Source organism: Bacillus sp. FJAT-47783 (assembly GCF_022808615.1).
GTDB lineage: Bacteria > Bacillota > Bacilli > Bacillales > Aeribacillaceae > Bacillus_BZ.
On record NZ_JAKZKS010000022.1, the window covers coordinates 23,545 to 37,193 of the forward strand.

Below are 13,649 nucleotides of genomic sequence, written 5' to 3' on the forward strand. Positions count from 1 at the left end.
ATATTTTGTAATGGGGAGTACCAATTGTACAAAAGATCCATATGAAGTCTTAAAAGATGCGATTCGTGGTGGTATTACGATGTTCCAATTTCGAGAAAAAGGTACCGGTAGTTTAGTTGGTAAGGAAAAAATTCAACTCGCCAAAGACTTACAACAATTATGTAAACAACTCCAAATCCCATTTATCGTAAATGATGATGTGGAGCTTGCCTTACAATTAGACGCAGACGGTGTGCATATCGGACAAGAAGATGGGGATATTTCTGAGGTTCGTGCTAAGATCGGTCATAAAATTCTTGGAATATCAACACATAATGTTGAAGAAGCAAAGGCGGCGCTAAAAGCAGGAGCCGATTACATTGGAGTCGGCCCAATGTATGAAACGAATACAAAAAAAGATATTCGTGAAGTAAAAGGCCCCATCGTCATTCAGCAAATAAGAGAGTCAGGCGTTGAATTACCACTTGTCGCAATCGGAGGGATTCATAACGGTCTCCTTGAACCGATCATTCAAGCAGGAGCAGACGGTGTTGCCGTCATATCAGCCATTAGTAAAGCAAAAGATAACGAAATGGCCGCTTTTGAATTGCTAGATGAGTACAAAAGATATTCTTTCTAAATATCGAGACATGAATAAAAAGCGTAACATTCTTACTGATGTTACGCTTTTTTATATTTCGCGATTATGTTACGGTTTCATACTCTTTAGTTCTCTCATGCTAACCAATAGCTAATTTGTTTATTAACAATAATCCTTAAGAGCAGCTAGACCGATGATGACTAACAAGATAAACAATACTAACACGACTGCAAAACCACTACCGTTGTGACAAGAATCACCCATGGATTAAACACCTCCAAAGAATAATATTACGAACAGTAATATTTTATGATCGTATGGTTTAATGTGATTGGGTTTTTGTACATTATTAAAAAATGTCTTATCCCTTGATCCAGTTGACTGGCTTTCGTCTAATTATGGGAAGGCATTAACTTTAGCGAAATCAAAAAAACAAATAGCAAGTGACAGTTCTGTAATATTTTAGAAGAAAAGCCAATTAATAATCCTCTTTCAGAGTAAGGATTGAAGGGACAACTACGACTAAAGTTGTAAAAATAATCAATCAAATTGTGAATGAATTGTAATGAATGATTTCGTATTCTTATAATGAAATATGTTTAAAAAGGGGATGGAAGAAGTGATTCAAGGATTATACGAGGCACATTTACCTGTTAGTCATTTAGATACCTCTATGAAATTTTATGAAAAGTTAGGGTTGAAGTTTGCTTGGAAGGATGAAAATACAGCATTTTACTGGATTGAAGAGGGAAGGAGCTGGTTAGGGCTATGGGAATGTGAAGAGGTTGAAACACCTTATCACCCAGCACTACGTCATATCGCTTTTTTCATAACCTATGAAAATTTGAAAAAGGCAGTAGAGTGGTTACGTTCTCTTCAGATTGAAGCAGTTCCATTTGGAAATAGAAATTCAGTTGAACCATTTGTTAGACCCCATCAAGGAAATGCATCTGTCTATTTTAATGACCCTGATGGAAATAGCTTAGAATTAATGTGTTACATTAATGTTCCGAAAGACTTAAGGCATATTAATAAAAAATTTTCTTTAGATGAGTGGGAGTATTTATTGAAAAATTTACCGTAAAAAAAGTTTCATTAAGAAGGAGGAGGAAATGAATCGTTCATTTTATGCACTTGTTGTGAGTCAAACTTCAACAAATGTAAGCTTCGCACTCTATACTATGGTTGTGATTCATCGTTGTTTGGGGTTATTCAGTTATATGTAAGGAAAAAAGGTGTTTCTTTAGAATGTGATATTGCTTAAAAATGAAGGGGGAAAACAAATGCTCACAAATAAAATTTATGAAACTCATGTTTACACAAGAGATCTAAATACGGCGATTGAGTTCTATCAAAAAATGGGCTTAACGCTTGCTCATACAGTGGAAGAAAGAAAAGTATCCTTTTTTTGGATGGGGGATCCTGATAAAAAAGAACAAATGCTAGGTGTTTGGGAGGTTCCTGCTGATCAATGGCGAAGTAGTCATTTTGCTTTTCATATATCAATTGAAAACATGAAAAAGGCAATGGGTTGGTTGAAGGAACGCGGGATCCCACCTAGAGAAGCATTCGGAAAAAAAGCGATTGAACCGATCGTTCATGCTTGGGTTCCAGCTGCTTCAGTCTACTTTAGAGATCTTGACGGAAATAGCTTGGAGTTTTTAACCACTTTACCACAAGAACCGAAACAAGAGCTTGATATGATGTATTTAAGTGAATGGGAAAAGCTGCATCAGTCAATATAGTTATTCACTTTAATTGTTTAAACTTCCATATAAAAGCACGCATAAACTTTGAATAGTGCACAAGAGGTGGCTCTTTTACAATAGATGATGGTAAGAATGATAGAAGTTCATTCGTTTTTATATCAACGTTTGCATGTTGGAGTTCCCACTGTTTATGATGAATTTCTCCAATATAAACCTTTCCTCTATTCACTAAGAGAAGGTTATATCGTTCAATTAGCCATTCTTCTAGAGAACCTCTTTGTGCTAAGAAAGGACTCGAGGTCGGCTCATAGTTTGCGTGAAAGGTGGCTTTTGGATAGCCATGTTGTTTGCGAATACTTTTAAAATTAACAAAATCCCCACTTTTTGTTAAATTCACTGTTGCGTGTAAGTATGGAAGGAAAAAAGTAGCCTTTGCGATCTTAATCGCAGGAAGATGGTTTGCATCAAGGGTGAAAAAGTATACCCCTCTTCTATTTTTATAGGTAACGTATGTACGAACATTGATTTCGAAAAAGGTAGAAGCAAATGGAATTCGCGGAAGTCCATGTAATCGAATACTCTTCAACCAAAACGGAACGATGGCAATCCACGCTTTCCCTTCGAACGTATCCACTTGAAGAGGAGAGGGGATGTGTTTTTCAATTTCTTCCTTAGCCACAGGCCAATGAATAAACAATAAATCTTTCCACGTTTGTGTCATAAGCCAGCGGTTATTTGGCATTGGATATGGACGATGGTCAATTTTTTGCAAATCCTTATACATCGTGATTCACCCTTTAAATGTACGTTTGTTAATCTTCATTATTGCTTTCATTATACCCATAAGGTTATTTTACATAAGTATTCTTATTACTATTTATTTACATTATAAAAAATTATTCTACATTTAAAGGATCATCTTGTTTTTAGCAAAGGCTGTTTTCTAAAAGATTGTTGCTTTTAACAACATTGAGGAAGAGGCTGTTGTAAAAGTGATGTATGTAATCTACACATGTAAAAATTTACGAGGCTTATGGATATCATACTTTTTCGGTTAAAGTAAATGATTTAACTTTTGAACAGGGAAGCGAAAAATTGCTCGAATGGTTAAGAGCAAGTAGCGTCATTTAATTTTTCGTTTAGGAAGGGTACAATATATTAAAACCGGTTTGTAGGTGAAATACATGTTTTTAAAGAGAATAACGCTTTTACGTGATCGAATTTCATCTTTTAAGCGGTATCCATTCTCCATTCCATCTATTAAAAGCTTTGATCAGCTTGATTTGAAGAGTAACGTTACTTTCTTTGTTGGGGAAAATGGATCGGGGAAATCAACACTATTAGAAGCCATTGCGTACCAATGTCAATTTAATACGGCTGGCGGTAGTCGAAACAACTTATATGAAGTGCATGCGTCTCATTCCGATTTAGGTGAATACATTCGCCTTTCCTGGTTGCCGAAAGTGACAAACGGCTTCTTTTTAAGAGCGGAATCGTTTTATCATTTTGCAACACATCTTGATGAATTAGAGCAAGATGGTTTAACAGCTACAGGTTTTAAAGACTACGGTGGACAGTCGCTACATGAACAGTCCCATGGGGAGGCATTTTTATCTCTTTTCTTAAATCGTTTTAAGGGGAAGGCTATCTATTTATTAGATGAGCCGGAAGCAGCCTTATCTCCGCAGCGTCAATTATCCTTCATGAGAATCTTACATGATCTTTCTTCAAGCGGAGAATGTCAATTCATCATTGCGACACATTCCCCCATCTTGCTTGGGTTTCCGAATGCTACCATATTAAGCTTTGATGATGGAGAAGTGAAAGAAGTTGAATATGAAAGAACGGACCATTATCAAATTACGAAATATTTCTTACAGTATCGCGACAAATTTTTAAAAGATATTTTGGAAGGGTGATAGGATGTGATTTTGACACCCAATCTACTCCTAGTCGAAACGAGCATTAGATATACATAGGGAGCCATTACGATAAGGAAGCTTACCTTAAAGATAAAGTAACGTTATGTGACATACTTCGCAAATTATCTATCTATTTCCGGGGAAATCGACAGGTGGAAGGGGAATCTTTAAAAGATATTTTAGAAGTCTAAAAGGAAGGTTATGATATTTATTAAAGTGATAAATAAACACGAGAAAGTGAATGATAAAAGTAAAAATGTGATGAATAAATTTGTCAAAGTGATTGATTAAATCGAGAAGTGATAAAAAAGTGTGGGAAAGTGATGAATAAAACCGAGAAAGTGATGGAAAAAACCATAAAACATGAGCGAGATGAAAAAGATAAGCGGTCTGTCTATTTTACAGACATAAGTTTGAATTTCATACAAGGACATTGGAAGACCGTTTAGCTTATTATAAAAGTGAAAAGCAGCATTTGGAGTTTTATGATTGATAAAAAGAGGCAGCCAATAGGCGCCTCTTAAATATCTTTTCATTTTCTAAACTTCAAATCATACACATGTTGGTTTGACTCAATGATAAAATCAGGCTTCGGTTTCCCAGCGCTCGCTTTATGTCCTGCGATATGTTCGGGGCTCTTCTCCCAATTTTTCCAATCTTCTTCGGTTTCCCATCTGACGAGCACTAATACTTCCTCGTCACCTCGGCGAACTTTTTTTACGATAACTTGGAAGTCAATAAAACCAGGTTGTTTCTCGATATGCCCTTCACCTTTAAAGCGTTCCACTACTTTTTCAGAAAAGCCTTCCTTCACAACGATTCGCTTAATTTGATAAAACATTATTCGATACCTCTTTCCACGTCTTCAATCATTCTTTTCATAGACTGCAAGCCACCGCCAGATAAGTACCATGGTCCACCATTCAAGTAAAAGACTTTCTCGTTTTTAAAAGCATTTGTTTTCTTCACTAATTCATTTTCAATGGCATCTTTTGCGCTTGCCTTTTCATCAAATGCTGCATCGCGATCAATAACGAATAAGATGTCCGGGTTTGTTTCTAAAATATATTCAAATGAAATGCTTTGTCCATGTGTTGCTTTTTCAATCTTTTCGTCTGTTGGCTTATACCCAAACACATCATGAATAATACCAAAACGTGAGTTTGGCCCAAACGCACTTACTTTTTCTTCATTCCCCATAACGATCAATGTTTTCTCATCAGAATTTGTTGTTTTTTCCTTTAATTTGTCAATGAATTGATTAATCGCATCGAGTTCTTTTTTCATTTCTTCTTCTTTATTAAATATTTGCGCAAGTAATTCCATGTTATGTGTAAAAGATTCCATATAGTTTTCGTAATCTACACCCATATAAACGGTCGGTGCAATTTTTTTAAATTCTTCATACATGTCTGATTGACGTGCAGAGATAAAGATGACATCAGGCTGTAGTTCATGAATCGCTTCAAAGTCTGGCTCTTTTAAGTGACCAACATTCGTATATTCACTCCCTGCAAACCTCTCTAAATACGTTGGGATAACTGCTTGCGGAACACCATCTACCTTAACGCCTAACTCGTCTAATGTATCTAATACACCAAAATCAAATACAACAACTTTTTCAGGAGTTTTTTCTAAAACAACTTCTTCATCATCAAGCTCATGCTTAATCTTGATTTCCGTTGATTCTTCTTGAGGCTTGTCACTTCCTGCGTTCTTGTTTTCGTTAGAATTAGCTGTTTCCTTTGATCCACATGCTGCAAGAACGAAAATAATTGTGAATACTAATGCAAATAATGACCATTTTTTCATCACTATTAATCTCCTTTTCTATGAATTAAAATAAACACAAATTCGGCAATTATCGATTTTTTGAATAGGTATATCCATATCATATATTTCTCTTAATGCATCTGATTGAATGATTTCTTTTGTTGAGCCATTCTTAACAACTTTTCCGTTTTTCAAGGCGACAATTCGATCTGAATAGACAGATGCAAAATTAATATCGTGTAATACAATGACAACTGTTTTTCCTAATTCATTAACGAGGCGCCGAAGTATTTTCATAATTTGTACAGAATGCTTCATATCTAAATTGTTCAGCGGTTCATCAAGTAAAATGTAATCCGTATCTTGAGCAATGACCATTGCGATAAAAGCACGTTGGCGTTGACCGCCAGATAACTCATCTAAATAGTTATCCTGCATGTCCACTAAGCCCATATATTCTAGAGCGCGATTCACCATCTCTTCATCTTCCTCTGTTAGTCGCCCTTTTGAGTAAGGAAACCTACCAAATGATACAAGCTCACGGATTGTTAAACGAACATTCATATAATTGGATTGTTTTAAGATGGATACACGCTTGGAGAAATCGTTTGATTCCATGCTCATGACTTTTGTGTTTTCGACTAACACCTCACCCGTATCCGCTTCAATTAATCTACTAACCATCGAAAGAAGCGTTGATTTACCAGCACCATTAGGTCCAATGAAGGACGTAATTTTCCCTCGATGAATGTCGACAGTCACGTTTTCAATGACGGCCTTTTTCCCATAAAATTTGGATAGAGCACGAACTTGAATCAATGAGACCTACTCTCCTTTAGCAGTAAATAAATGAAATACACGCCACCGAAAAAATTAATGATGACACTAAGTGTTGTCGAGAACGAAAAAACTCGTTCAACAACCCATTGCCCTCCAACAAGCGCAATGATGCTCATAACGATAGCTCCACTAATGAAAGTCGCATGCCGATACGTTTGAAAAAATTGGTATGATAAATTGGCTACGATTAAACCGAAAAATGTAATAGGTCCAACGAGTGCTGTTGCAACCGATACCAAGATCGCTACAATTACAAGCATCCGCTTTACAATTTTGTCGTACGGAACTCCGAGATTGATCGCATTGTCACGCCCGAGCGATAAGACATCTAAATAGTTCATATAGCGCCATACTATCACTACGATAACTGTTATGATGAATACAGAGAGCCATACTAAATCAGCGTTTACATTATTGAAGCTAGCAAACATTTTATCTTGTACTCTCTGAAATTCATTTGGATCAATGAGCACATGAAGGAACGTAGAAATACTTTGGAAAAAAGTTCCGACGATAATACCAACGAGCAATATGAAGTAAATCGGCTTGTTCCCATTTTTGAAAAGGAAGTAATAAAGCAACAAGGCAAAAACAATCATTGCTATGATGGATATAAAGAAATTTACCTTCTTATTGACAACCATTATGTGTTCAGACCCAAGGGCGAAAATAATGAACGTTTGAATTAGTAAATACAAGGAGTCAAGTCCCATAATGCTCGGCGTTAAGATTCGGTTGTGAGCAATCGTTTGGAAAACGACAGTTGCATAGGCAATAGAGATTCCTGTTAAGACCATTGCAATGACTTTTATGCCTCTTCTAGGTAGTGCATAATCAAAGCTGCCATTTAAATCTTGAAATAAATAAATAATACAAAACACGGTTGCGATCGTGATAAGAATCATCATCTTATTTGAATTACGCATATGCCTTCCTCCTAAAAAGTAAATAGAGGAAGATGCCGCTGCCAATGACTCCGACCATCAAACTAATGGAGATTTCATATGGGAAAATAATGATGCGACCTAATATATCGCACGAAAGTAAAAATATTGCCCCAAGAAAAGCTGTATGGGGTAAGGTTTTTTGTAAATGATCACCTTTAAAGATCGATATAATGTTCGGGATAATTAAGCCTAGAAACGGAATCATCCCAACTGTCAAGACGACGGTTACGGTCAAAAATGCGACAAGGATCAGTCCAAAATTTAGAATTCGTTTATAGGATAATCCTAAATTTGTGGAAAAGTCCTCTCCCATACCCGCTACTGTAAAGCGGTTCGCATATAAATAAGCAACTACAAATACTGGAATAGTTATGTATAGCAGTTCATAGCGGCCCTTCATAATCATTGAAAAATCGCCTTGCAGCCACGCCGACATATTTTGAATCATATCCGCTTGATACGCAAAAAATGTCGTAACCGAAGACAAAATGTTCCCAAACATTAAGCCAACGAGAGGAATAAATATTGCATCCTTGAACTTTATGCGGTCTAGCAATTGCATGAACAAAAGCGTGCCGGCGAGCGCAAACACAAATGCTATAACCATTTTTTCAAGCATAGACGCGTTCGTAAATAACAACATCGATACTAAGATTCCTAATCGAGTAGCATCAAGAGTACCCGCTGTTGTTGGAGACACAAATTTATTCCGACTGAGCTGTTGCATGATTAAGCCTGCAATGCTCATTCCCGCGCCTGCAAATAGGATGGAAATTAACCTTGGCAAGCGGCTAATGAGGAAAATTTGCGTTTCTTCAGATTGTAGATTCAACAAATCTTTCGGCGTTATATGGCTCACTCCAACGAATAAAGAAAGGAGTGAAAGTAAAATGAGTAAGACGATAAGGTATCTTTTTTTCATAACTATCCCCAATAAATTGTTATTCTTCCAATCTAATCGATAATGAAAGTCATTATCGATTAGATGCAGTGTCCATTATAAGCACGAAGGAAATGATTGTCAATTAATTTTTGAAAATAATTATCAATTAAATGTGTTCCAACACCATCTCTTGTGTACCTAAGGTTTTTGGAGGGGGTGTAAAAGGAATACCTTCATAAAACATTTGAAAGTCAAATGACTTGACGTTTTTAAAGTGCCATATTATAATAAATCTCGAAATAAAGATTTTTGAAGTTGAATTTATTCATTGTTTTTTGGCTATATATCTCAATTTAATAATATATTACATTGAGATATCGGGGTGTATAAAAGCTATTCAGGAGGTGGTTTTGCAAGTTTATTCACCGATAGAATCCGTTATGAGTTTCAAATATGAATAAGGGGAAATAATATGTTTGATTTTATAAAACAACTATTTAAAAAAGAAAGGGAAGATGTCAAAATGAGTAAAGTTTTATATATTACAGCAAATCCAAAACCAGTTGATCAATCTTTTAGTTTAACAGTAGGGGAAGCGTTTTTAGAGGCTTACAAGCAAGCAAATCCGCAAGATGAAATTGTAAAGGTTGATTTATATCAAACAGAAGTTCCACTTATTGATGAAGATGTATTTAGTGCTTGGGGAAAACTTCAGCAAGGAACTGCGTTTGACGCTTTAACTGAACAAGAACAAGCAAAAGTTTCGCAAATGAACGTGCTATTAGAACAATTTATGGAAGCAGATAAATATGTTTTCGTGACACCGCTTTGGAACTTCAGCGTTCCTCCTAAAATGAAGGCTTACATTGACAATATTACGATTGCAGGTAAAACATTTAAATATACAGATGAAGGCCCTGTCGGCTTATTAGAAGGGAAAAAAGCTGTTCATATCCAAGCGCGCGGCGGGATTTACTCTGAAGGACCAGCGAAGGATATGGAATTTGGTGACCGTTATATCCAACAAGTGCTGGGTTTTATTGGAGTAACTGACGTTCAATCCATTATCGTAGAAGGTGTTAATGCGATGCCAGATAAAGCGGAAGAAATAAAAGCAAAAGCGATTGAAGAAGCAAAAGAAGTAGCGGAAAATTTTGCAACTGAAACCGTTTCAGCATAAATGGAAACATAAAGGGGGGTCCAATAAGTCGATTTATCGACCTTGGATGCCCCTTTTATATGTTTAAGAATGCTGACAAATCAACATTTTTGGTTTTTAACATACAAAAATTAGGCTCATCACCAAAAATCGGGATTGATAATTTCTAAAAAATATGTGCCCATCTCATTTCCCCTATTTTTTTGCAATTATGAATGTAAAATAGATGTTTGCAATCGATCATAGGATATGGATTTTATGTCACCCCCAAGTTACAGTGATGATCCAAAAATTATACAGTTTTCCAATTGTTTATTTTAAATTTATTCACAAAATTTAAAAATATGTATTGACGTTGATTGGAAAAGTCGTTATAATCATTTCAAAATTATTGAAAAAATAATTAATTTAGAATAATAAAAAGGCTTAGAAAAGGAGTAGTAAAAGAGTGCTCTGACGTATAGAGAGTTGTCCCAAGGCTGAAAGGACAGCCGTTATTCCTCTTTGAAGATCGCCTTGGAGCTTTGCTTTAGAAATGGTTCATACCAGAGTATGAAGCAACGGAACCTTCCGTTAGCAAGTAAAGTCTTAAAAGAGACTTGATGAGTCTACCTTCTGCGAAGAGGGTGGAAAAGTTGAGTGGTACCGCGAGTTACTCGCCTCAACAATCCAGAAATTCGTGTGGATTGGGGGGCGAGTTTTCTATATTAACAACAAAATAATGAGAGCGTTGATAAGGAAAAGTAGTGGTGAGCTCTAACGTTAAGAGAGCTGTCTCGTGGCTGAAAGGACAGCCGTTAACTCGCTTCGAAAGTCACCTTGGAGCTTTGCTTTAAAAATGGTTTATCCAGAGTATAAAGTAACGGATTCTTCCGTTAACAAGAAAGTCATGTAGTTGACTTATTGAGTCTATTTTCTGTGAGGAAAATAGAGAAGCTGAGTGGTACCGCGAGTTATTCGCCTCAGCAACCGAAGTAAACGTATGGGCACTATCGGTTGAGAGGTGTTTTTTTTATACTCAAAACCAATATTTAAAGATTGTAGAGGGGAGAATTGGGACATTTTCTACATGCATAAAAAACAGTATGCGATGTTTTAGGATTATCCAATCAAAAGGGAGAGGTGTTTCGTAATGAATCAAGTGATCGAATTTAAACAAGCTGCTCAACTAAAAACAAAGCCAGAACCTAGTACGTTAGGATTTGGTAAACGGTTTACAGATCATATGTTTGCTATGGATTATAGTGATAAGAAAGGGTGGCACTCGCCGAGAATTGCACCATATGAACCGCTTATGTTAGATCCATCAGCAATGGTTTTTCACTATGGTCAAGGTGTTTTTGAGGGATTAAAAGCTTATAAAGCGTCCGATGGAAGAGTTCTCTTGTTCCGTCCAGATAAAAATATTAAACGATTAAATGATACGTGTCGTCGAATGTGTATACCGGAACTTGATGAAGACCTTGTATTAGAAGGATTAAAGCAATTACTTGAAATAGAAAAAGATTGGGTTCCTCATGCAGAAGGTACATCTTTATATATTCGGCCATTTGTCATTGCAACAGAACCATATTTAGGTGTAAGACCTTCCAATAGCTATAAATTTTTAATTGTCTTATCACCAGTTGGTGCGTACTATGCAGGGCAGTTATCTCCAGTAAAAATTTATGTAGAAGATGAGTATGTTCGTGCTATTCAAGGCGGAGTAGGGCATGTAAAAACATCAGGAAACTATGCAGCAAGTTTACTTGCACAAAAGAAAGCAGAGCAACTTGGATATGATCAAGTTCTTTGGCTAGATGGAAAAGAAAAAAAATATGTAGAAGAAGTTGGATCAATGAATATTTTCTTCAAAATCAATGGAGAAGTTGTAACGCCTAAGCTTAACGGAAGTATTTTAAATGGTATTACAAGAGACTCAGTTCTCTATCTCCTTAAAGACTGGGGAGTACCTGTACGTGAAGAAAAAATTTCCATTGAGGATGTTTACAAGGCGTATAAGAATGGAGAGCTTGAAGAAGTATTTGGAACAGGGACAGCTGCTGTCATTTCACCGGTTGGTGAGTTAAATTGGAATAACGAAAAAATGGTCGTGAACGAGTTTCAAACAGGTGAATTTGCGAAAAAACTTTATACAGCAATTACTAATTTACAATACGGCAAAGAGCATGATAAGTTTGGCTGGACAGTTGAAATCGAATAAATACAAAACCCTCACTTGTAGTAAAGCAAGTGAGGGTTTTACGTAATACGAGAATGTATATCCTTTTGATTTTGTTTTCAGGGATAAATGGAGTCATCGTTGTCAGTTCAAGGCGCCATCGGCACAAGCCGCTCGAAAGGTAAAAAGCACCTATTAGTCAGCTTGCATTGCGCTTTTCTAGTAAATTTATTTTGAATTTTACAATGTTTCTCTCTTTTTTGTGATAGTATTTATTCATAATGTCTTGAAAGGGGATCCAATCATGAAGGCCATTTTTTTTGATTTAGATGATACGTTATTATGGGATGAAAAAAGTGTAGAAGAGTCTTTTCAGGCAACTTGTCAGTTAGCGTACGATAAATATGGTGTTGATGTGGTAGGTTTCGAAAAAGCGGTGAAAGAAGAGGCTAAAAAGCTCTATATGTCGTATGAAACGTATTCCTATGTAAAAATGATTGGAATTAATCCATTTGAAGCTTTATGGTCGCACTTTAGTGATCCGAAAGATGAAAACTTAAAGAAATTACAAGAGCTTGCACCAACTTATCGAAAAGACGCTTGGAATAATGGCCTTAAGGCAGTTGGAATTAATGATCAGCCTTTTGCCAAAGAGCTTTCAGAGCAGTTCGGTCAAGAAAGAAGAAAAAGGCCCTATGTATATGATGATACATTTGAAGTACTCGATGAGCTAAAGGGACATGTTGAATTATTGTTATTAACAAATGGTGACCCAAGCTTACAAAAAGAAAAGATTGAAAGCATCCCTTCATTAGCAAGTTATTTTAAACATATCATTATTTCGGGAGAATTTGGAAAAGGAAAACCGAGTACAGAGATTTTTCAGCATGCACTACATTTAATGGGTGTCACAGAAGACGAAGTGATGATGGTCGGTGATAAGCTCAGTACGGATATTTTAGGAGCGAATAAGACGAAAATTCCTTCTGTCTGGTTAAACCGCAAAGGAGTATCTCCATACATGGATGTTCACCCAACTTATGAAGTTCAAAATTTAAAAGAGCTTGTTACGCTAGTAAAAGAAAGTAAGGTTAGTAGATAAACAGGTCATCACCAAAGTCGGGAGTTGATAATCTCTATAATATATGTATTCATCTCAATGCCCTCATTTTTTTCCAATCATGAATGTTAATTAAATGTTTGCAATGGATAATAAGTTATGGATTTTATGTCACTCCTAAGTTATGGTAATGAGTCAGATAAATGGAAAAACTATTCCATATTTAGTAAGGGTTTAAAAACAGCTGGCTATTTTAATGCACAGCTGTTTTTATGCATCTTTAAAGATGGTTGCTTAAGAACTCGCGAACTTGCTCAGGTGTTTTGGCATTTGCACTATGAAGGTGAGCAAGCTTTTCGCCATTTTTATAAATTAATATGCTTGGAATACCGAGTACTTCATATTTTCCGGCTAATTCTGGGAATTCATCACGATTGATTTCATACCAATCGTATTCCTTATAGTCTTCAAGAATTTCCCCGATAAACATATTCATACGTGTGCAGTCTGGACACCAGTTTGCGTAAAATTTGACAAGGACTTCTTTTTCACTAGCGATGATTCGATTAAACTCTTCTACCGTTTGAATACCTTTCAACATTATACCTCCTTACA

The 13,649-nt window shown here is 36.1% G+C and carries 15 protein-coding genes, 1 pseudogene and 2 other annotated features; of the genes and pseudogenes, 8 read left to right on the forward strand and 8 right to left on the reverse strand.

Annotated elements, in window-relative coordinates:
* Nucleotides 1-10: 10 nt before the first annotated feature.
* Complete coding sequence (thiE, locus tag MLD65_RS14115) at nt 11-619, forward strand: thiamine phosphate synthase (protein WP_243292546.1); 609 nt, start codon at nt 11-13, stop codon at nt 617-619.
* Nucleotides 620-742: 123 nt separating this feature from the next.
* Here thiE and MLD65_RS14120 read toward each other — a convergent pair whose 3' ends face one another.
* Nucleotides 743-844 (reverse strand): YjcZ family sporulation protein, encoded by a 102-nt coding sequence (locus MLD65_RS14120; protein ID WP_243292510.1) that lies wholly within the window; start codon nt 842-844, stop codon nt 743-745.
* Nucleotides 845-1,199: 355 nt separating this feature from the next.
* Here MLD65_RS14120 and MLD65_RS14125 point away from each other — a divergent pair, with 355 nt between their 5' ends.
* Both MLD65_RS14125 and MLD65_RS14130 read left to right on the forward strand, forming a co-directional pair.
* Entirely contained in the window at nt 1,200-1,664 is a 465-nt protein-coding gene (locus MLD65_RS14125) for a VOC family protein (RefSeq protein WP_243292511.1), read from the forward strand.
* A 199-nt stretch (nt 1,665-1,863) separates the two neighbouring features.
* Nucleotides 1,864-2,325 (forward strand): VOC family protein, encoded by a 462-nt coding sequence (locus tag MLD65_RS14130; RefSeq protein ID WP_243292512.1) that lies wholly within the window; start codon nt 1,864-1,866, stop codon nt 2,323-2,325.
* A 4-nt stretch (nt 2,326-2,329) separates the two neighbouring features.
* Here MLD65_RS14130 and MLD65_RS14135 read toward each other — a convergent pair whose 3' ends face one another.
* Nucleotides 2,330-3,073 (reverse strand): YqjF family protein, encoded by a 744-nt coding sequence (locus MLD65_RS14135; protein ID WP_243292513.1) that lies wholly within the window; start codon nt 3,071-3,073, stop codon nt 2,330-2,332.
* A 400-nt stretch (nt 3,074-3,473) separates the two neighbouring features.
* Between MLD65_RS14135 and MLD65_RS14140 the strand changes: the two genes are divergently transcribed.
* Complete coding sequence (locus MLD65_RS14140) at nt 3,474-4,208, forward strand: AAA family ATPase (RefSeq protein ID WP_243292514.1); 735 nt, start codon at nt 3,474-3,476, stop codon at nt 4,206-4,208.
* 368 nt (nt 4,209-4,576) lie between these two features.
* Nucleotides 4,577-4,704, forward strand: a pseudogene (locus MLD65_RS14145) (metallothiol transferase FosB); the annotation flags it as partial.
* A gap of 39 nt (nt 4,705-4,743) precedes the next feature.
* Here the strand turns inward: MLD65_RS14145 and MLD65_RS14150 are convergent.
* From MLD65_RS14150 to MLD65_RS14170, 5 genes are read right to left on the reverse strand one after another with little or no spacing between them, the layout of a single operon-like run.
* Complete coding sequence (locus MLD65_RS14150; RefSeq protein ID WP_243292515.1) at nt 4,744-5,052, reverse strand: antibiotic biosynthesis monooxygenase family protein; 309 nt, start codon at nt 5,050-5,052, stop codon at nt 4,744-4,746.
* Nucleotides 5,052-6,023 (reverse strand): siderophore ABC transporter substrate-binding protein, encoded by a 972-nt coding sequence (locus MLD65_RS14155; RefSeq protein ID WP_243292516.1) that lies wholly within the window; start codon nt 6,021-6,023, stop codon nt 5,052-5,054. The genes MLD65_RS14150 and MLD65_RS14155 overlap by 1 nt, the downstream gene beginning before the upstream one ends.
* A gap of 18 nt (nt 6,024-6,041) precedes the next feature.
* Nucleotides 6,042-6,803 carry an iron ABC transporter ATP-binding protein gene (locus MLD65_RS14160; RefSeq protein WP_243292517.1) on the reverse strand — a complete coding sequence of 254 codons (762 nt, stop codon included), beginning with the start codon at nt 6,801-6,803 and terminating at the stop codon, nt 6,042-6,044.
* Nucleotides 6,800-7,750 carry an iron chelate uptake ABC transporter family permease subunit gene (locus MLD65_RS14165; RefSeq protein ID WP_243292518.1) on the reverse strand — a complete coding sequence of 317 codons (951 nt, stop codon included), beginning with the start codon at nt 7,748-7,750 and terminating at the stop codon, nt 6,800-6,802. Before MLD65_RS14165 ends, MLD65_RS14160 begins: the two co-directional genes overlap by 4 nt.
* A complete protein-coding gene (locus MLD65_RS14170) occupies nt 7,743-8,693 on the reverse strand; it encodes an ABC transporter permease (RefSeq protein WP_243292519.1) in 951 nt (316 codons plus the stop codon). Before MLD65_RS14170 ends, MLD65_RS14165 begins: the two co-directional genes overlap by 8 nt.
* Nucleotides 8,694-9,177: 484 nt before the next feature.
* Between MLD65_RS14170 and MLD65_RS14175 the strand changes: the two genes are divergently transcribed.
* From MLD65_RS14175 to MLD65_RS14185, 3 genes are all read left to right on the forward strand, one after another.
* Complete coding sequence (locus MLD65_RS14175) at nt 9,178-9,834, forward strand: FMN-dependent NADH-azoreductase (RefSeq protein ID WP_243292547.1); 657 nt, start codon at nt 9,178-9,180, stop codon at nt 9,832-9,834.
* 397 nt (nt 9,835-10,231) lie between these two features.
* Nucleotides 10,232-10,480, forward strand: a binding site (T-box leader).
* A 54-nt stretch (nt 10,481-10,534) separates the two neighbouring features.
* Nucleotides 10,535-10,781 (forward strand) — a binding site (T-box leader).
* Between the two features lie 164 nt (nt 10,782-10,945).
* Nucleotides 10,946-12,016: a branched-chain amino acid aminotransferase gene (locus tag MLD65_RS14180; protein ID WP_243292520.1), complete on the forward strand. Its 1,071-nt coding sequence runs from the start codon at nt 10,946-10,948 to the stop codon at nt 12,014-12,016.
* Nucleotides 12,017-12,278: 262 nt separating this feature from the next.
* Nucleotides 12,279-13,076, forward strand: a complete 798-nt coding sequence (locus MLD65_RS14185; protein ID WP_243292521.1) for an HAD family hydrolase — start codon at nt 12,279-12,281, stop codon at nt 13,074-13,076.
* Between the two features lie 238 nt (nt 13,077-13,314).
* Here the strand turns inward: MLD65_RS14185 and MLD65_RS14190 are convergent, their stop codons facing one another.
* The gene (locus tag MLD65_RS14190) at nt 13,315-13,632 is read right to left on the reverse strand and encodes a thioredoxin family protein (RefSeq protein WP_243292548.1); all 318 of its coding nucleotides are present in this window, start codon (nt 13,630-13,632) and stop codon (nt 13,315-13,317) included.
* Nucleotides 13,633-13,649: the final 17 nt, after the last annotated feature.

Bases quoted from the DNA above. Each gene is read 5' to 3' on its own strand.
- thiE (WP_243292546.1), top strand. From the start codon at position 11: ATGGGGAGTACCAATTGTACAAAAGATCCATATGAAGTCTTAAAAGAT.
- MLD65_RS14120 (WP_243292510.1), bottom strand. From the start codon at position 844: ATGGGTGATTCTTGTCACAACGGTAGTGGTTTTGCAGTCGTGTTAGTA.
- MLD65_RS14130 (WP_243292512.1), top strand. From the start codon at position 1,864: ATGCTCACAAATAAAATTTATGAAACTCATGTTTACACAAGAGATCTA.
- MLD65_RS14135 (WP_243292513.1), bottom strand. From the start codon at position 3,073: ATGTATAAGGATTTGCAAAAAATTGACCATCGTCCATATCCAATGCCA.
- MLD65_RS14140 (WP_243292514.1), top strand. From the start codon at position 3,474: ATGTTTTTAAAGAGAATAACGCTTTTACGTGATCGAATTTCATCTTTT.
- MLD65_RS14150 (WP_243292515.1), bottom strand. From the start codon at position 5,052: ATGTTTTATCAAATTAAGCGAATCGTTGTGAAGGAAGGCTTTTCTGAA.
- MLD65_RS14155 (WP_243292516.1), bottom strand. From the start codon at position 6,023: ATGAAAAAATGGTCATTATTTGCATTAGTATTCACAATTATTTTCGTT.
- MLD65_RS14165 (WP_243292518.1), bottom strand. From the start codon at position 7,750: ATGCGTAATTCAAATAAGATGATGATTCTTATCACGATCGCAACCGTG.
- MLD65_RS14170 (WP_243292519.1), bottom strand. From the start codon at position 8,693: ATGAAAAAAAGATACCTTATCGTCTTACTCATTTTACTTTCACTCCTT.
- MLD65_RS14175 (WP_243292547.1), top strand. From the start codon at position 9,178: ATGAGTAAAGTTTTATATATTACAGCAAATCCAAAACCAGTTGATCAA.
- MLD65_RS14180 (WP_243292520.1), top strand. From the start codon at position 10,946: ATGAATCAAGTGATCGAATTTAAACAAGCTGCTCAACTAAAAACAAAG.
- MLD65_RS14185 (WP_243292521.1), top strand. From the start codon at position 12,279: ATGAAGGCCATTTTTTTTGATTTAGATGATACGTTATTATGGGATGAA.